This is a genomic window from Paenibacillus sp. E222, assembly GCF_013401555.1.
Taxonomy (GTDB): Bacteria; Bacillota; Bacilli; order Paenibacillales; family Paenibacillaceae; genus Paenibacillus.
The window spans coordinates 6,339,089-6,355,932 of the sequence record NZ_CP058552.1 but is presented as its reverse complement, the minus strand read 5'-3'; the positions used below and the strand labels follow the sequence as shown (position 1 = coordinate 6,355,932).

The following is a 16,844-nucleotide window of genomic DNA, read 5'->3' as shown; positions in this document are numbered from 1 at the left end:
CCGACAAGATCGAGATCACGACTTTGATCATATATTCAAATGCTGTATTATCATTCTACTTTTTCATGTCCATGTTCACAATTTACTTGGTCGTAATATATGCGGCGAGTAGTCTCGCAGTATTCAGGACAGCGTCTTTATGCGTACGTTCCATGGAGTGAGAAGCATGAACGCCCGGACCAATCAATGCAGCGCGTATGTTATTTCCTCCACGTAATGCTGCGCTGCCATCGGAGCCGTATTGTGGATAAATATCAACGACATAATCCAGGCCTGCTTGTTTGGCCAGCTCGATCAGTCGAGTGGTCATATCGTAGTCATATGGTCCGGACGAATCCTTGGCACAGATGGATACATCCGTCTCCTTGCAGCTAAGATCATCGCCCATTGCGCCCATGTCTACAGCAATCAATTCGCTGATTTCTGCAGGAATATAAGATGCACCGTGTCCAACTTCTTCATAGTTCGAGATGAGCAGCGAAACGTTATGTAGTGGTTTCCAGTTTTCCCGATGTGCAGATTCCAGGATACCGAACAAGGCAGCTACGCTGGCTTTATCATCAAGGTGACGCGATTTGATATATCCGCTGGGCGTAATGACCGCACGGGCATCGAAGGAAATAAAGTCGCCGACAGAGATACCCAATGCCAGAACATCTTCCTTGGAAGCAACCACTTCATCTATACGCACTTCCATATGGCTCTCGCTTCGCTCAAACGTACGTGCATCCGGATAGACGTGCACAGAAGGGTGCAGGGAGAGGATGGTGCCTGTATAGGTCTTTCCATCACGTGTATGGATGGTGCAATACTCATTCTCGATACTGTTCATGGTGAATCCACCGACAGAGGTGAGCTTCAGTGTGCCGTAGGAAGTGATGGAACGCACCATGGCTCCCAGTGTATCCACATGGGCGCTCAGTCCGATCGTTCTGGAAGAGTCCTGCCCGGGCAATGTGAGCACAGCTCCGCCTTTGTTATTCAATTCAAAAGCAACATGTAGTGAGTCGGCTTCCTTACGGATCATCTCAATAATATCGTGCGTATAGCCACTAGGGCTGGGAGTGTCGAGTAACTTTTTCAGAAAAGACAGGACATAGGATTCGTCAATGGTAAAACTCATATGAAAATTTCCTCCTCGTTTAATAAATGTGCAGAAAGTTGTTCTTAAAACAGAATACAGCCTGTCTGGCAGAATGTACAATCCCATTCTTGATAGCCAGCAGGCTGCCTCTGATGTGTTACAGCGTACCCGAAGGATTTCCTTTTCGTTGACTCTGAATGGCATCGGACTCCACAGAAGCGTTGTCCAAATCGATCGTTCCGAGTGTATCCATGGATTTAAACGAATCCAGAGAAGAGGATGAGCTGCTTGCTGCGGAGCTTTCCAATTCGGATACACGCAGCTTCAATTGCTTGTTCTCTCGTTGCAGTCGATATTGGCGGAAGATGCCATAAGACCCTACAATGATTCCACCGATTAGGGTGCAGCCAAGAATGAGCAGAATCAGCGGGATTTGAACCGTGTTAAATAGCAGGTTGACTTGTACGGAATCCACATTAATGACCGCAAAAATTCCGGTAAGTAATGCAAAAACGAGACCTGCGATGAGTGCCCATTGCATTTTCATGGTGGTGCCTCCTTGTTGAATTTCAAGACTATGTAAGCAATTACCCTAATTCATGCATCCTGCATCTTGGTTGATTATAAAATCCCTTGCCCGAACGGGCAAGGGACAGGTCACATGGACGAGAAGCAACCTTATTTCGTTAGTTGTTCCATTTGCTCAATCAGTTCCTTGAACACACTCATCGCTTCGCGAATCGGCTCTGGCGTTGACATATCCACTCCTGCTTTTTTCAGGATGTTGATGGAATAGTCGCTGCCACCGCTCTTGAGGAATCCAAGGTAGCGGTCCACAGCAGGTTGACCTTCTTCCAGAATTTGCTTGGAGAAACTGGTCGCTGCTGAGAAGCCGGTCGCATATTTGTACACGTAGAAGCTGTTATAGAAGTGGGGAATACGCGCCCATTCCATTTCAATATCTTTGTCCACAACCATACTGTTTCCGTGGTATTTGACATTAAGGTCATAATAAATTTCCGAAAGCAGCTGAGGTGTGAGAGCTTCACCCTGTTCAGCACGCTCGTGAATCATTTTTTCGAATTCTGCAAACATAGTTTGACGGAATACGGTGGTACGGAACTGATCTGCATAATACGTCAGTAAGTACAGCTTTTCCTTCGGATCTGTTGATTTATGGAGCAGATAATCCATCAGCAAGGCTTCATTCGTTGTAGATGCAACTTCAGCCAGGAAAATGGTGTACTGTGCATCACGATACGGAAGTGAAGTGTCCGAATAGTGGGAATGCAGTGCATGACCCATTTCATGTGCCAGTGTAAACATGCTATTCAGGTTATCTTTGTGATTCAACAAGACGTAAGGGTGGGTGCCGTAGGCTCCCCAGCTGTATGCGCCTGAACGTTTATTCTCATTTTCGTATACATCAATCCAGCGATCATCGTAGCCAGTCTGCAATGCGTCTGCATAATCCTTACCAAGTGGCTTCAGTCCATCTTTAACCGTTTGTTTTGCTTCTTCGTAGGTAATGTCCATTTTGTATTCATCCACCAGTGGGGCGAAAAGATCATACATATGCAACTTATCTACGCCAAGCAATTTTTTGCGCAGATCCATGTAACGGTGTAACAGCGGAAGGCTCTCATGAATTGTATCTATAAGATTGGTATAGACATCCTTCGGAATGTTGTCGCCGTAAAGGGACATTTCCATGACGGAAGGATATTTACGTACATCGGCATAAAACATGTTTTTGGTTACGTTGGCATTCAAAGCTGCAGCAATGGTGTTCTTTTGCTTGGCATAGGTTTCATACACCGCTTTGAAGGCGCGTTCGCGAACTTCCCGATTCGGATTTTCCAAGAACTGAATATAGCTGCCGTGCGTCAGTTCCACTTCGTTTCCATGTTCATCCTTGATTTTTGGGAACTTGAGATCGGCGTTGTTCAACATGCTAAAGATGGTCTGTGGTGCCTGAGACAGGTTGCCCACCTGTGCGAGCAATGCTTCCTCGGCTTGGCTCAGTACATGAGCCTTTTCACGTTTCATCTCTTCCAATGTGAACTTATAGGCAGAGAGTTTCTCGTTGGAGATGAGGGCATCCAACTGATCATCCGGAAGGGACAAGATTTCGGGTGTGACATAAGATAATGCTTCACCAACCTGCACGCTTAACTTTTGTGCTTTTTGGGACAGGTTTTGATATGTAGGGTTAGCTGTGTCTTCATCTTGATGCATCCGTGCATACACAAAGAGACGTTCGGTTTTGAGACTGATCTCATCTTCGAGTTCAAAACAGCTTTTGAGTGTCTCAGGTTTGTTCAGTTTGCCCTGGAATTCGGAGGCTTTCTTGGTCAAAGACGATACTTCTTCATATTCCTGATCCCAAGCTTTCTGATCAGCAAATAGATCTTCCAGTTTCCATGTTTGTTCAGTAGGTACCTCGGAACGTTTCAATAGTTGACTCATGGGAATCCTCCTTTGATGAAGTGATGAATATATAGACGAAGCTGCCTTCGTCCCACTCGCTTGTGCGGAGAGAGACGAAGGAATCAGACTAAGTACCAGCAAAATGAACAGCGATTTGCGGTATTTCAACGGCCTTCCTCCTCACTATACGAATAATCCCGTATAGTATGACCTGAGGGGCATTGAAATATTTGAAAAAACTAGGCTCCCATATTGACCAAAAAGTAAACGATCAGGAAAAATGCGAAGCAAATCAGAAGGGTGGCTATCAGTGCCATGCCCCGTCTTAGACGATCCGGGATGGAATTGCGTCCCAGAATCAGCACGATTCCTAGGGAAAAAGCAAGAATAATAAAGATGACGACATTGCTTGAGTCAAGCTGCATAGGCTAGACCCCTTTGAAGGCAGCCATCAGTTGACGCCATTCGTCCTCGCGGTTCTCGAAATCTTCTTTTGGGAAGCGGCGTTCAGCCCAGTGCATCAACGCAGGACGGCTGAGGAAGGTATGGCATTCTTCGCCCCATTCTTCCGAGATTTCACGAAGCACCAGATATTTGCCTTGAACTTCTACGGTCATCATATTCCACTTGTCTGTTTTGTATATTTCATGTTTTTTTATCATAGGTAGTCTCCAAACTAACGGTTTTGGTAAAATGATACCGTACCCTTGGATTCAAAGCAAATTTTTTCGACTTTTATGGAAAAGATAAATTGCAATGTAGAAGGTCATACAGTATAATAAGGGTATTCGCCATAGATGGCGATATTTTTAGGAGGTTGTTCATTTGAAAGGTACAGTTAAATGGTTTAACGCAGAAAAAGGCTATGGCTTTATTTCAGTTGAAGGCGGCGAGGACGTATTCGTACATTTCTCCGCAATCCAAGGCGACGGCTTTAAAACATTGGAAGAAGGTCAAGCGGTAGAATTCGAAATCACTGATGGAAACCGTGGTCCTCAAGCAGCTAACGTAAACAAATTGTAAGAATATTTCCGGTCATACGGATTTCTTATAAATGATTGGCTTCTAGCTGAATATAAGAACCCAAGCACAGTCCCCCATGGGAGGCTGTGCTTTTTTTGATATATTTGATAAGTGGAGTTCCATATGGGAAATCCTTTTTGGACGCTTATGCGCGGCTCGTCATGCTTGACCAAAGCTTCATGCAAAATCCTACAAGTGCGGCCAGGGAGAATGCCATTGCAGTGAGATAAAAGGTGCTTCTGTTGGTATGCTCGAGCAGCAATCCTCCCAGTGTTCCGCTGAGCAGACCGGAAGCGCTGGACCACACAATGGTGAACAGGGCCATACCCGTGGCGCGATAGCCATCCGGAACAAGGCGGGTGATATAACGGACCGCAGTCACGTAGAAGATGCCAAAGGTTACGCTGTGCATCGTCTGAATGGCAACGACCGCTGCGGGTGTATCCGAGATGGACATCAGAAATAAGCGAATCGTATACATCAGCGCAGCGAGCGTGAGCAAAGGAAGTTCTTTGTAGCGATTGCCATATCTGCTTAACAGCAGAAACACCGGAATCTCACTGACCGAAGAGATCAACAGGGACCAGCCGATCAGCCCTTCACTGGCACCTAGATCTTTCAGCGTAATCGTAAGAAAAGCTTCATTCATCCGGTGACCCAGAGCGAGCAGGAAAACGCAGCCGAAAAAGGTGAGAACATCCCTTCGTTTCAAGATGGACCACAGTCCCGAAAGATCCATTTTAGTGCTGCTGCCCGAAGGCTGATCTTTTAATCGAAAACCGATCAGGAGTGTAGTCGCGGCCAGCGCGATACATACCCACATCGTCCATCCCGGTCCGAAAGATCCGAGAAAATATCCGATACTTAACGCAAAGAACGCATATCCGATCGAGCCAAATACACGAATAGAAGTGAAATTTCGTCCATACTTGCTCGCGGTTGTAATCGCCATCGTATCCGAAAGTGGATAAACCGGGTAGTAGAAAAAGTAAAACAGGGTGACCAGTACAAACACCTGACCAAAGGTTGTGGCATTGGCAAGCATGACACCGGTGATCAGTTGCCCGGCAAGCAGGATGATCATCACTTTGCGTACCGTTTTGTAGCGGTCACTCGCCATACTCCAGAACATGTTGGAGAATACAGAGACGAGAGGACCGATTCCGTACAGATAACCGATTTCGGCCCGACTGAACCCCAGATGACTGAAATAAAGCTGGAAATACGATACCACCAGAACGGTGGAACCGAAGATGGTGAACATGAGTGCCCGCAGCCAGTTTTGATCTGGCCGGGCGGTATGACTTGATTTCATGATGAAAGGCTCCATTCTTAATTACAGTTCAAATTTATTATCCCTTGAGGGAAGTTGATTTCCCGGATGAGGGTACAGACATGGTAGGTTCCTTCTGTGTACGCCGGATGACAAGCCAGACAATGACAAGCTCGGCAAGCAGGCCAAGGGATTGAGCTACTGCGCCGATCATGCCGTTCCACGCAGGGAATATGCTGACCAGTATGAGCAGGACGATCACCGTACATATGGCATTGGCTGTCTGGGAGCGAAACATCGTTTTGGTCTGTCCGCGCAGCAGAATCAAACCATTGCTGAAGTCGAGAAAAGGTGAAATCAGCGGAAACAGTACAAACGCACGCAGCGTCCACAAACTTTGCTGCAGCAGATTACCCTGAACGCTCATGACATTTTCCAATACCCACGGTCCAAGCGGGGTGTAGGCAATCGATACAGTCATGGCAAAAGGAACAAATCCGGTGACCAGTGCGAACTTCTTCACCAGTTTGGCATCAACAAGATAGAAATTCAGTACGATTTGGTGGATGTATGTAAAGAAGCTTAGCATCAGCTGCATCAGGCTGCTCGCAACGGCAAAGGAAGAGATGGCCAGAGCAATCCCGGTCGTTTTGCCAAGTACGATATTAATGACGGGTCCGATAAAGAGGGCCACGAAACTGGATAATAACAGCGGCTTGTAAAAGCGAAAGACGTCTGCCTTGTTTTCAACAGGATGATCTTCCAGCTTGGCTGGCATCTTGCGCTTGATGCTGTTGCCTTCGAGAAAACTGACCAAAGCCTCAATCATCATACCCGCGGCAAAAATGATAGCGCCTACACGTCCGCTGTCAATGCTGTCTGTATATATGAAATACAAGGAAAGGCCATACATGCCGGCAAGGCGGAATAACATGCCGATCGTCAGCCATTTCGTACGGTTATTCGTAATAATGATGCCCTGATAGATATTGCGGATGACCGAAAAGATGCTGACATACATAAGAATCTCGTAGACGTCAATTACTTTGGATAACAGATCCGGGCTTACGCCAAACAGATATTTGAATACACCTGTACCAATGGGAGAATATACGATGAGAAATCCGATCAGAAGCACACAAGCGAGAAATATTTTGGTCACAAACGTGAGGGCCTGAAAGGAAAGGCGGTCCCGAACCAGCGCTGAACAGGTTTGACGCAGCAGGGTTGAAGGGCGCTCGGTGAGGGTCAGCAGGCTACCGGCGATGGCGTAGCTGGCAATGACCGTCTCGGGATGAGCGGAACGTGCGAGTGTGCTGTTAATGATTACGTGCGAAATGGTAACGAGAGAGGCGGATATACCCAGCGGCACAAAAAATGCAAATAACCGTCTCCACGAAAGTGGTTCACTTGACGTCATGTCAACGACTCCTTTGATGGATGAAATAAATGGATGAAATAAAGTGAGTATCACATAATGCTTACATAAAACAGATGCCCGCCAGCAATTGAATGCCAGCGGGTCAAAAAGGTTCCGATACTTTTGAAAGATTAAAGACATTATATTCTTGTAGGGAGTTGATGTAAATAGATGGCATTGTGATAATCGACAATTAAATGTCAACTTCTCAAGCGATAATGGATCATCAGATAAATGCCATTCAAGAAGAAAAACAGCAAAATGTTTGGAAGAATGGCATAGCTTCCCCAGTTCACGGTCAGGCTGCTCCACTCGCTCACCCAAATCACAAATGCCGAGATCGCCCCGACCATCAGGACATGAACAGTCAGATTGCCGATGCGAATCTCTTTAAGCAAGCTTCTCAATCCAATCAGATTTCCAGACATGATGATGAATTCCATCAGCACTACACCCGCCACTGCACCTTTAAGATGAAATCCATCAAGAGGGATCAGGAAGTAATGGCAGAGGGTAGCCGCAGTAATGCCGATTGCCGTTCCGATCAAACTGATTTTTTTGTTATCCTGTGACCACAATATACTGGTGGATACCTCACGCAGGCCGACAAGCAGCGGTATGATGCTTAACCAGCGAATCAGCTCTGCGGTTGCTGCAGAATTGAAAAAGAGCTGTGCCAGGTCGCGGTTGAAAATCCATAAAAAGGAGCTGGAGGCGATTCCCAAAATCCACACCATCTCCATGGTTTTCCTGCTTTTCTTTGCAAAATAATCATAAGCCTGTTCCTGCCAGGAGAGAACAAGCTTCATGGTCAGAGTATGTGATATGGCCGCAGTTACAATGGTTGGCATATAAACAACTAGCATGGCCATACCCATAAGCAGGCCGTACATTGCAGTCGCTTGTGTGGAGGTGTAACCTGCCGTTTGCAGTCTTGACGGGATAATGACCGCATCCAGCATATCGGAAAATGGAATCAGCAGCCGTGTGAGGGAAATAACCAGGGAGCTTTTGATAAACCAAAAGCCGTCAGCCCTCCCTGTGGGGACACAAGTATGTATTTCATTCTGTTGCCCGGCATGACGCAAAAAAAGAAGCAGGATCACAAAAGCTGCAATTCCGCCCATCGCCGTTCCAATCAAACTTCTTCCGACCGCCGCCATTACACCTTGAGGCAGCCACAGCCAGGTAATGCCTAACATCAGCCCGACACGAACCGCTTGTTCCATTATCTCTGAGATAGCAATTGCACCATAATGTTCAAGACCTTGCAAATAGCCTCGCAGCAGGCTTAACAGAGGCACGACGAATATGGCCAGGGACAGAGAGCGTATAAATGGCTCCAGAACAGGGTTGCCCAGCCACTTGGAAATGGTTGAAGAGTAGGCGAGTGTAAATAAACAGATCGTTCCGCCAATGAGCATCAGCAAGGTAGATAAGCGCTTGAACCAGACCCAGCCAAGCGCTGGTCTCCTAGCTGTATACATGGCAAGGGAGGTAGGGAGCCCTCCCGTAATTAACATAAGCATAAAACCGAAATAGGAATAGGCGATCTGAAATAAACCTATACCTTCAGGGCCCGCCATACGGGTAAGTATGACACGTCCAGTCAGACCCATCGCTTTGACCAGAGAGACAGCACCGATGCGGATACCCGTCTGCTTGAGACCGGGAGGGATATTCATCCATTTCACTCCATCCAACACAAACATCTTGTCCATCATTTATATGAACCAAGGGTGTCAAGTATGTGTGTTGTGGCGTAATCAGTCCTGAATATGGATAAGAATATACGACGTTTTGTTGTCCCATCCCAGATCAAACGGAGCCTGAAAGCGGTCAGCTGTGTGAGAATTGACAAGGGGGTAGCCGCGTTGATCGAATCCGGTCACGATGGAAAAGTGATCCACATCATTATGCATGACATGGGCGATCAGATCGCCAGCCTCCAATTTGCCTATCGCCCCATAAGGGTGAGCGGCCGTTTTTTCGACCAGTTTCGAGAACGAGTCCGTGGCGATTCTTTTGCCATACCCGGAATATATCAGGAAATTTTTGAATGCGTCCGTCTGTACCCACGTTTTGGTGCCGCCCTTGGGGAAATGATATCTCCACGGACCGCTCATGGGCAATCCGCCGCCTTCCTCCCGGTCGCCAAGCGCCTGGGAAGCAAAATTGGTACAGTCGCCCCCGAGATTATTGTAATTTTTGTATTTGGCATTATACCTGACCTTGTCATTGGTTCTCCAAGCGATTCCGGCATATTTGTTTGCATAAGCTACCGCTTGCTTTCTTTTGTACTTCTTGCCATCCTTCAGCACCGGTCGATCGGGCGGCGGAGAGGGAATTCCTTCGGCAATCAGACGAGGATTCTCTTCCAGCGGGTCCAGGTACCATTCCTTCGAGACGATCCATTGATCATGGACTTTTTTCAGCGTGACAGCATGCCATGTTCCGAGCCCGAACGAATGACTGGCTGACATTTGATCATTATAGGCGTATGTGATCTGCTGCGAATGACCCAAAGAAACGGTGGCTGTCTGATCCTTGATATGGATTTTGGAGATATGGATTTTCGACTTACAGTCGGTAATCTTCATGTTTCGATATTTGGCCCATGTATGAAGATACGTTTTGCGTTTGACTTCCAATGTGTAAGCCTGACGGCTCAAAGGAGATTTCATATCATAATACTGTTCCATGTGATGATTGCGTTCTGCTAAGTAATTTGATCTTTCTGAAAAAAGGTCTTCCAGATTTTTCTTGACCTCGTATTCTGTTATGGAAGATGCTTCTGCTGGGCTCACTTGATGTATAGTTACAAACAAACTGCATATCAGGAGCATAGTTATCCACTTATACATGACTTCTCCTCTTGAAAGTTATTCAACCAATCGGGTATACACGATCAGGCGTTTTTCGTGTTCCTTTTTTTTGCGATCGTATTTTCCTGTGCATGTGATCAGATTCAGCTGCTTTTCAGGGGTATCACCGAATATTTTATCTAAAGGTGCTTCCTGCGTGTAATAGGATTGAACCGCCAGAACCTCATATTTGAGATATTGGTTATTCTGGTCAAACAGCAAAACAAAAGAACCCGGTTTCAGATGCTTGAGAGGGTAAAATATGGCTGGACCTGTATAGTTGTCTACATGACCGGCAACAATTGCATTTCCGTTTTCTCCAGGCAAAACTCCATCTACATATAAACCGGCCACCTCACTGGACTTGGGTACTTGCAATTGTCCATCTGCTGACAGATGAATAGGAATGATTGAAGTACTCAAATGAACCGATGGAATACACAAACGAACCGGCTTCTTCATGACTATGGATTGCGGAATCCTTGTCTGTATCTCGGGATCAACACTAGTCTGATCTTTAGGAGCGGATGTTTGGAAAGCGGTCTGTTCCTTCATGCTATTTGCTGGAGATAAGATAAGGCATGCAATGATTAAAAAAATTACAATTGCGGCGAATGAAGTGTTGTTTTTCATACGTTTCTCATCCTTAATGATAAATTGAAGAACAAGAGAAAAGAAAAAGCTTTTTCTTTTCTCTTGTTACTTTTTTACTCGCTTACGCCGCCATATCCTGTTTTAGGAAGGGCTTTTGGTGTAACGCTTTTTGCATGGATTTTATGCTCTTTGTTGACGGATTTCTGATGAAGCTTGTGTTCCTTGCCTTTATGCGATTTCGTGTGCATTTTGTGCTCTGCTTTATGCTCTGCTTTGTGCATGGATTTCTCCATTTTGTGCATCGGTTCAGTTGCAGCGGATGCGGATGCAGAAGCACCGGATACAGCCAGCATTAGGCAAGCAGACAGAGAAACAATGGTTGCTTTATTCATACTTGAATTCCTCCTAGTGGGTAATTTGCATTGCATAATTTAATATCCCCAGGTCTTACATGATTATCGATTGTATTTTTTTACAGTGCTTATCGAAGTCATGGAGGTTTATTGTTGATTTGGTAAAATAGAATGACGTGTGGTGTGAATGGAAGGGGTATTTTGCAACAAGTCATTCGTAGGTGTGATTTTTTGCCGTGATTATGCGGGAGATCATTTGTACAATTAAGGGGATCATATTATAATAGGATTGGTTAAAAATCGCTCTAATACGTATTCAACCAAGTGGAGGCACATTTATTTTGAGCCAATCAAATCGAAATCGTCATCAATATCCGCGTGGACCGTTGGCATTGATGAGAGGGGTGTACAAATACACCATTCCGGAAACGCGAAAGGAATTGGATGGATGGCGTGCCCAAGCTGAGAAAATTCCGAATGAGGAATTGCGCAATCAGGCACTGGCCAGTCTCAGGGACAAGCAGTTCCACTGTGAAGGCGGGACCGTTTATGCTTTACCTGATTTGCCGAACAGGCACATTCTGATTCCACTGATCGTTTCATATCAGACTATTAGTGATTATTTGGACAATCTTTGTGATCGCAGTACATCGATGGACCCGAATGACTTTCGGCTTCTCCATCAATCTATGCTTGATGCGGTAGATCCCGAAGCAACCCCTGTCAATTATTATGCGCTCCGCGAGGAGCAGGATGATGGTGGATACCTAAGGAATCTGGTGACCTCATGTCAGGAGCTGACTCGTCAGCTGCCAGGATATGCATCCGCCAAGCCTCAAATTCAGGATCTGGCAGGCCTATACACGGACCTGCAGGTATATAAGCACATCAAGCCGGAACTGAGAGAAACAGCATTGCTGGAATGGTGGTCTGAACATCGCCACCGTACACCTCAGTTCCGTTGGAACGAATTTGCCGCCGCTACCGGCTCTACGCTGGGCGTATTCATGCTGTTTCTGGCTGCGAGTGATGATCAGCTGACAGAAGAGCAGGCGGCTTCGATCCACACTGCCTATTTTCCTCATGTATGCGCACTGCACATTATGCTTGATTATTTAATCGATCAGGATGAAGATCGTATCGGAGGAGATCTCAACTTCTGCAATTATTATGAGAATGTGGAGACAATGCTGGACCGAATTGCTTTTATTGTGGAGATGGCCCGCAGTGATGTGCAGAAAATTCCGGGGAGTGCGTTTCACCGGATGATTATCGAAGGACTGCTTGCCATTTACCTGTCTGATCCCAAAGTCAGCGAACAACAGGAAGTTCGCGTCGTTTCCAAGCGTTTGATGAAGAATAGTCCGATGACAAGAGTATTTTTCTTTATCTTTAGCCGCTGGATTCGTAAGCATATGTAAGTCAGGCGTATTGTGGTGGGAGCCTGAAGTGAAACTAGAGGAGGAAGAAACATCATGACAGCAGTAAAGAAAATCGCAGTTTTAACGAGCGGTGGTGATTCACAAGGGATGAACGCGGCTGTTCGTGCGGTTGTTCGCAGCGGACTGTTTCACGGTCTCGAAGTGTACGGGGTTCAACGTGGATACCAAGGTCTTTTGAATAACGATATTTTCCCAATGGACTTGCGGAGTGTAGGGGATATCATCCAGCGTGGGGGAACGGTTCTTCAATCGGCACGCTGCAAGGAATTCTATACCGCTGAAGGTCAGCAGAAAGGTGCAGACATTCTGCGTGCACGCGGCATTGACGGCCTGGTTGTTATTGGTGGGGACGGTTCTTACAACGGCGCCAACAAACTGAGCAAGCTGGGTATCAACACGATGGGTCTTCCGGGAACGATTGATAATGACGTTTCTTTCACCGATTACACGATCGGATTCGATACAGCAGTAAGCGTAGTAGTAGATGCAGTTAACAAATTGCGCGATACCATGTCTTCACACGAACGTTCTTCCATCGTTGAAGTTATGGGTCGTCACTGTGGCGATATCGCTTTACATGCAGGACTCGCATCAGGTGCAGAAACGATTCTTGTACCGGAAGTTCCGTTTGACATGGACGAAGTGGCAGATCGCATGAAAGCCAACTTTGCACATGGTAAACGTCACAGTATCATCATCGTAGCTGAAGGCGTGGGCAAAGGTGAGGATGTAGCAAAAGAACTGATGGAACGCTGCCCAACGTATGAGCCACGTGTAACTGTCTTGGGTCACATTCAGCGTGGAGGTACGCCAACTCCGTTTGACCGTAACCTTGCCAGCCGTCTGGGAGATTTCGCCGTACGCAGTCTGATTGCAGGGGAGACAGACAAAGGTTGCGGTATTATCAAGGGTGAACTGACCCTGACGGATATTGATAAAGTTGTTAATACCAAAAAAGATTTCGATATGGAGACTTACCAGCTTGCACAGCGTTTGTCCCAATAATCCAGTTTCTGTATCACCAAAAGTTCAAATCAAAAGAGCACAGTCCCGTTTTGCCGCGGGCTGTGCTCTTTTTTATAAGTCCACTATTTATTTTCGACCATACGAATCGAGGCTTGCTTCTGCACAAGGAACAATCTCCATAGAAGCGCCGTTGCCCCAACGGCAAGGCCTGCAATCAGTCCAACCCAGTATCCAAAGGCGCCGAGTGAAGTATACGTAGCCGTGATGTAGCCGACAGGTAGACCGATGATCCAGTATGCGACAAACGTTATGATCAATGCAGGATTCACGTCTTTGTAGCCCCGAAGTGCTCCCTGCGTTGGGGTGGCAATGGCATCAGAGATTTGAAAAAAGATGGCGTAAATCAGGAAATGCTTTGTCAAAGCAATAACCTCGCGATCATTCGAGTACACGCCTGCAATTTGTTCCCCGAATACCAGTAATACCACAGCTGTTAACAGAGAGAGCCCAATGGCGCCTCCGATACCCAGGAGGCTGTATTGCTTTGCGTCTCTCACACGCCCTGCGCCCGCCTCATAGCCTACTAGAATCGTAAGGGCCATACATATACTCACAGGCAGCATATACAGCGTAGAAGCGAAATTCAGGGCCGCCTGGTGGGCAGCAATCGTAATCGTGTCGAACCGGCTCATTAATAATGTGACTGCTGCAAAGATAGAGGTTTCAAAAAAAGTAGCGAAACCGATGGGGACGCCGATCTTGAGCAGCTCTTTCCATTTGGTCAATGAAACGTTGGGCAAATTTCGAAAGATCCCGTATTGGGCAAAGGGCTCAATACGGTGTACGAAAAAAAGGCTGAGGAGAAAAATGAGCCAGTATGTACTTGCCGTAGCCACACCTGCTCCGACACCTCCCAGTTGGGGGAAGCCCCAGCGTCCAAAGATAAGTAAATAGTTCAGGAAGATGTTTACAGGCAGCGAGACTAGCGTAATCATCATGGTGATCCGTGTCTGGCCCAGTGCATCCATAAAACTTCGCAGCACAGTGTAACCGAAAAGGGGGATGATCCCAAAAGCCAAAGCACACAGGAAATAGAAAGCGACTTGGGCAACCCGCGGCTCCAAGGGCATTCCGTTTAGAATCGGACTGAGCAGCAATGTGCCTGCTGCCAGAACGACGATTCCGACCGCCACACCGAGATATAATGCTTGAATGACGCTATGACCAATCTTGTCATTACGCTTCGAACCGAGCAGATGGGAGACGACAGGTGTAATGCCAATCAGAATACCACTTAGTCCTGTCTGCACCGGCAACCACAGACTTGTGCCGATGGCGACACCCGCAAGATCAGCCGGGGAGAACTTGCCTGACATATTGGTATCGAAAAACGACATGGCAGAGAGGGCGATTTGTGTGGTGAAGATGGGTAGAAATATAATCAGGAATTGCTTTACTTTTTGAGAAAAGCTGGTGGTGATCATGTTCACTGGCAGTGCCTCACTATTCTTAAGAGTTATCACTAAACTTTCATGTTCGGACAGCTATTTATTGTAGTGGATTTTACTCATTTTGAATAGGGAGGGAAACATAGTTGTTCGGAAGGTATGGGTGAGAACATAGTAAAAAAAACCTCGCTCCAGATGAGATGGAACGAGGTTGTTGGAATAGAGTGAATAAGAGTAAAAGTCCATTATTTATAGTTTACGTCTGGTGTATAACGATTGGAGGCATTCCATAGCAGGTACTCATCCACATCCATGTCTTTCATTGCTCGGATCTGGTCCTCTACCTGTTTTTTGCCGTATTTGATGTAATGTCCACTGCCTAGCCAGCTTGCGGTAAAGTCCTGAATCCATGGGCGAATAACGGGTTTAAGCTCCTTGGTTGGATCAAGCTTCTTATGTGTATCTTTCATGGAGCCTTTGATGGTCGTATAAGGGTCTTTGTCAGGGTCCTTCACACCGTACCAGCCGGTGGAGTAATGACTCGGGTAAACCATCGGCGAGATGACATCCACATTTTCAGATATTTTCACAAAATCCTGTCCAATACCCTCGGCTGCGGGTACTGAGGCCGCGTAACCGAATATATCAACGGAGACTCGAACGCCCAGCGGTGCAAGTTCCTTGCGTGCATACTGCACGAATTCGGCTACAATGTCGACCCGGGACTTGTCGGACTTGGTGTATTTCAGTGCGTCTGCACGCGTTTCAAAACCTTCCGGAAAACGAACATAGTCGAACTGGATTTCCTTAAATCCCAATTTGGCAGCTTCCTTGGCAATCTCTATATTGTAATCCCATACTTCCTTGCTGTAGGGATTGACGAAGCTGTCGCCTTTGCCATTGGCCCATACGGAACCGTCCTTATTCCGGAAAGAGAGCTCCGGATTTTTCTTGGCGAGAATTGTATCCTTGAATACGACAACTCGTGCGATTGGGTAAACATCATGTTTTTGCAGACGTTTCATCAAAGCATCCATATCACGGATAAAAGGCTGGGATTTGCCCATTTCCTGTAACGTCTTGTTCTCCGTAGGGTAGGTTATGTATCCGAGATCGTCCTTGATATCAATGACCATGGAATTGAGCTCGGTGTTATCCATTAGATCGAGTAATGATGTCATACGTGAACCACCAGCACTGTAAGCCGTCACGTAAATGCCTTTGACAACGGGTGCATCGGGTTGTGGGTCGATTTTGGCAGGTGGGTTATCCGCATCAATAACGACCTGGTCTTTTTGAGATTGAATGATGGCGGTGTTGAAACTGCTTGTTAATGATTGAAAGGGTTGATTCCCTTGCTCGGCTGTACCTGGTGTACCACTGAAGGTTCCCAACGCCATAGCCAGTAAAGCCCAAAACATATTCATTCATTTCCACTCCCCTATGTGCATTCCATGTTTGAATTATACAATAAAGCCTCTGGGCTTTTAACCATAATATTCAAGTGATGAAACACATGGGAAAAATGAAAACCGCCTCCTGTTGAGGGTAACCCCCACAAGAAGCGGCGTGATCAATCTAAAAAAAATTATTGAATGTAAATCTCATTTTGATGCTCACAAATACTGTACTGAATGATTTCCATTGCGTCTCCCTGTTCCAGGATGCCCAGCCCATCCCGGAGAACAATCAGTGAGTCGAGCTCATTCGGTTTTAAGAAAGGGAGCATTTCCGGGCACCATCTGTTGACGATTTCAAACAGTTTTACCGTTTCCATATCCACAATAATCACCCTTTCCTACTCGAATTCCAAAATGGTAAGTCATTCGGCGCGAATCGGAAAAGCACATGGTTCTGTGAAATTGAAGGGCACATCCTGCTATACAACATATTTAGGAGCCGTACACCGTTATTATACCACAATGTTTTGAATTGTTAACCGTACAT

The 16,844-nt window shown here is 46.3% G+C and carries 17 protein-coding genes; 3 read left to right on the top strand and 14 right to left on the bottom strand.

Annotation, left to right across the window (positions count from 1 at the left end; all coding sequences use genetic code 11):
- Positions 1-82 precede the first annotated feature (82 nt).
- The 5 genes from HW560_RS28095 to HW560_RS28075 form a co-directional block, all read right to left on the bottom strand.
- Positions 83-1,123: a M42 family metallopeptidase gene (locus HW560_RS28095; RefSeq protein WP_179265246.1), complete on the bottom strand. Its 1,041-nt coding sequence runs from the start codon at positions 1,121-1,123 to the stop codon at positions 83-85.
- A 118-nt stretch (positions 1,124-1,241) separates the two neighbouring features.
- On the bottom strand, positions 1,242-1,631 hold the full coding sequence (locus HW560_RS28090; RefSeq protein ID WP_179265245.1) for a LapA family protein: 390 nt from the start codon (positions 1,629-1,631) through the stop codon (positions 1,242-1,244).
- A 131-nt stretch (positions 1,632-1,762) separates the two neighbouring features.
- Positions 1,763-3,553, bottom strand: a complete 1,791-nt coding sequence (gene pepF / locus HW560_RS28085) for an oligoendopeptidase F (RefSeq protein WP_179265244.1) — start codon at positions 3,551-3,553, stop codon at positions 1,763-1,765.
- Positions 3,554-3,753: 200 nt separating this feature from the next.
- Entirely contained in the window at positions 3,754-3,939 is a 186-nt protein-coding gene (locus HW560_RS28080) for a hypothetical protein (protein ID WP_024629224.1), read from the bottom strand.
- 3 nt (positions 3,940-3,942) lie between these two features.
- Positions 3,943-4,176, bottom strand: a complete 234-nt coding sequence (locus tag HW560_RS28075; RefSeq protein WP_024629225.1) for a hypothetical protein — start codon at positions 4,174-4,176, stop codon at positions 3,943-3,945.
- Positions 4,177-4,339: 163 nt separating this feature from the next.
- Here HW560_RS28075 and HW560_RS28070 point away from each other — a divergent pair, with 163 nt between their 5' ends.
- The gene (locus HW560_RS28070) at positions 4,340-4,537 is read left to right on the top strand and encodes a cold shock domain-containing protein (RefSeq protein ID WP_017689394.1); all 198 of its coding nucleotides are present in this window, start codon (positions 4,340-4,342) and stop codon (positions 4,535-4,537) included.
- Positions 4,538-4,682: 145 nt separating this feature from the next.
- Here HW560_RS28070 and HW560_RS28065 read toward each other — a convergent pair whose 3' ends face one another.
- The 6 genes from HW560_RS28065 to HW560_RS28040 all read right to left on the bottom strand — a co-directional run bounded on the left by HW560_RS28065 (position 4,683) and on the right by HW560_RS28040 (position 11,080).
- Positions 4,683-5,852 carry an MFS transporter gene (locus tag HW560_RS28065; RefSeq protein WP_090895585.1) on the bottom strand — a complete coding sequence of 390 codons (1,170 nt, stop codon included), beginning with the start codon at positions 5,850-5,852 and terminating at the stop codon, positions 4,683-4,685.
- Between the two features lie 37 nt (positions 5,853-5,889).
- Positions 5,890-7,230, bottom strand: coding sequence for a polysaccharide biosynthesis protein (locus HW560_RS28060; protein ID WP_090895587.1), 1,341 nt, complete (start codon positions 7,228-7,230; stop codon positions 5,890-5,892).
- 200 nt (positions 7,231-7,430) lie between these two features.
- Entirely contained in the window at positions 7,431-8,915 is a 1,485-nt protein-coding gene (locus HW560_RS28055) for an oligosaccharide flippase family protein (RefSeq protein ID WP_177185666.1), read from the bottom strand.
- Between the two features lie 81 nt (positions 8,916-8,996).
- On the bottom strand, positions 8,997-9,932 hold the full coding sequence (locus HW560_RS28050; protein WP_256221964.1) for an amidase domain-containing protein: 936 nt from the start codon (positions 9,930-9,932) through the stop codon (positions 8,997-8,999).
- A gap of 180 nt (positions 9,933-10,112) precedes the next feature.
- Positions 10,113-10,727, bottom strand: a complete 615-nt coding sequence (locus tag HW560_RS28045) for a class F sortase (protein ID WP_179265243.1) — start codon at positions 10,725-10,727, stop codon at positions 10,113-10,115.
- A gap of 74 nt (positions 10,728-10,801) precedes the next feature.
- Complete coding sequence (locus HW560_RS28040; protein ID WP_090895592.1) at positions 10,802-11,080, bottom strand: hypothetical protein; 279 nt, start codon at positions 11,078-11,080, stop codon at positions 10,802-10,804.
- A gap of 302 nt (positions 11,081-11,382) precedes the next feature.
- Here HW560_RS28040 and HW560_RS28035 point away from each other — a divergent pair, with 302 nt between their 5' ends.
- Both HW560_RS28035 and pfkA read left to right on the top strand, forming a co-directional pair.
- A complete protein-coding gene (locus HW560_RS28035; RefSeq protein ID WP_175480778.1) occupies positions 11,383-12,462 on the top strand; it encodes a tetraprenyl-beta-curcumene synthase family protein in 1,080 nt (359 codons plus the stop codon).
- 54 nt (positions 12,463-12,516) lie between these two features.
- Positions 12,517-13,488, top strand: coding sequence for a 6-phosphofructokinase (gene pfkA, locus HW560_RS28030; protein ID WP_076292040.1), 972 nt, complete (start codon positions 12,517-12,519; stop codon positions 13,486-13,488).
- An 83-nt stretch (positions 13,489-13,571) separates the two neighbouring features.
- On the opposite strand, the gene HW560_RS28025 is transcribed toward pfkA, so the two are convergent.
- The 3 genes from HW560_RS28025 to HW560_RS28015 all read right to left on the bottom strand — a co-directional run bounded on the left by HW560_RS28025 (position 13,572) and on the right by HW560_RS28015 (position 16,674).
- On the bottom strand, positions 13,572-14,933 hold the full coding sequence (locus HW560_RS28025) for an MATE family efflux transporter (protein WP_090902093.1): 1,362 nt from the start codon (positions 14,931-14,933) through the stop codon (positions 13,572-13,574).
- A gap of 209 nt (positions 14,934-15,142) precedes the next feature.
- Positions 15,143-16,324 (bottom strand): putative glycoside hydrolase, encoded by a 1,182-nt coding sequence (locus tag HW560_RS28020; protein ID WP_179265242.1) that lies wholly within the window; start codon positions 16,322-16,324, stop codon positions 15,143-15,145.
- Between the two features lie 161 nt (positions 16,325-16,485).
- Positions 16,486-16,674, bottom strand: coding sequence for a hypothetical protein (locus HW560_RS28015; protein ID WP_029880762.1), 189 nt, complete (start codon positions 16,672-16,674; stop codon positions 16,486-16,488).
- Positions 16,675-16,844: the final 170 nt, after the last annotated feature.

What these genes read in the sequence shown, in the direction of transcription:
- HW560_RS28095 (WP_179265246.1), bottom strand. Translation starts at nt 1,123, where the DNA reads ATGAGTTTTACCATTGACGAATCCTATGTCCTGTCTTTTCTGAAAAAG.
- HW560_RS28090 (WP_179265245.1), bottom strand. Translation starts at nt 1,631, where the DNA reads ATGAAAATGCAATGGGCACTCATCGCAGGTCTCGTTTTTGCATTACTT.
- pepF (WP_179265244.1), bottom strand. Translation starts at nt 3,553, where the DNA reads ATGAGTCAACTATTGAAACGTTCCGAGGTACCTACTGAACAAACATGG.
- HW560_RS28080 (WP_024629224.1), bottom strand. Translation starts at nt 3,939, where the DNA reads ATGCAGCTTGACTCAAGCAATGTCGTCATCTTTATTATTCTTGCTTTT.
- HW560_RS28075 (WP_024629225.1), bottom strand. Translation starts at nt 4,176, where the DNA reads ATGATAAAAAAACATGAAATATACAAAACAGACAAGTGGAATATGATG.
- HW560_RS28065 (WP_090895585.1), bottom strand. Translation starts at nt 5,852, where the DNA reads ATGAAATCAAGTCATACCGCCCGGCCAGATCAAAACTGGCTGCGGGCA.
- HW560_RS28060 (WP_090895587.1), bottom strand. Translation starts at nt 7,230, where the DNA reads ATGACGTCAAGTGAACCACTTTCGTGGAGACGGTTATTTGCATTTTTT.
- HW560_RS28055 (WP_177185666.1), bottom strand. Translation starts at nt 8,915, where the DNA reads ATGAATATCCCTCCCGGTCTCAAGCAGACGGGTATCCGCATCGGTGCT.
- HW560_RS28050 (WP_256221964.1), bottom strand. Translation starts at nt 9,932, where the DNA reads ATGGAACAGTATTATGATATGAAATCTCCTTTGAGCCGTCAGGCTTAC.
- HW560_RS28045 (WP_179265243.1), bottom strand. Translation starts at nt 10,727, where the DNA reads ATGAAAAACAACACTTCATTCGCCGCAATTGTAATTTTTTTAATCATT.
- HW560_RS28040 (WP_090895592.1), bottom strand. Translation starts at nt 11,080, where the DNA reads ATGAATAAAGCAACCATTGTTTCTCTGTCTGCTTGCCTAATGCTGGCT.
- pfkA (WP_076292040.1), top strand. Translation starts at nt 12,517, where the DNA reads ATGACAGCAGTAAAGAAAATCGCAGTTTTAACGAGCGGTGGTGATTCA.
- HW560_RS28025 (WP_090902093.1), bottom strand. Translation starts at nt 14,933, where the DNA reads ATGATCACCACCAGCTTTTCTCAAAAAGTAAAGCAATTCCTGATTATA.
- HW560_RS28020 (WP_179265242.1), bottom strand. Translation starts at nt 16,324, where the DNA reads ATGAATATGTTTTGGGCTTTACTGGCTATGGCGTTGGGAACCTTCAGT.
- HW560_RS28015 (WP_029880762.1), bottom strand. Translation starts at nt 16,674, where the DNA reads ATGGAAACGGTAAAACTGTTTGAAATCGTCAACAGATGGTGCCCGGAA.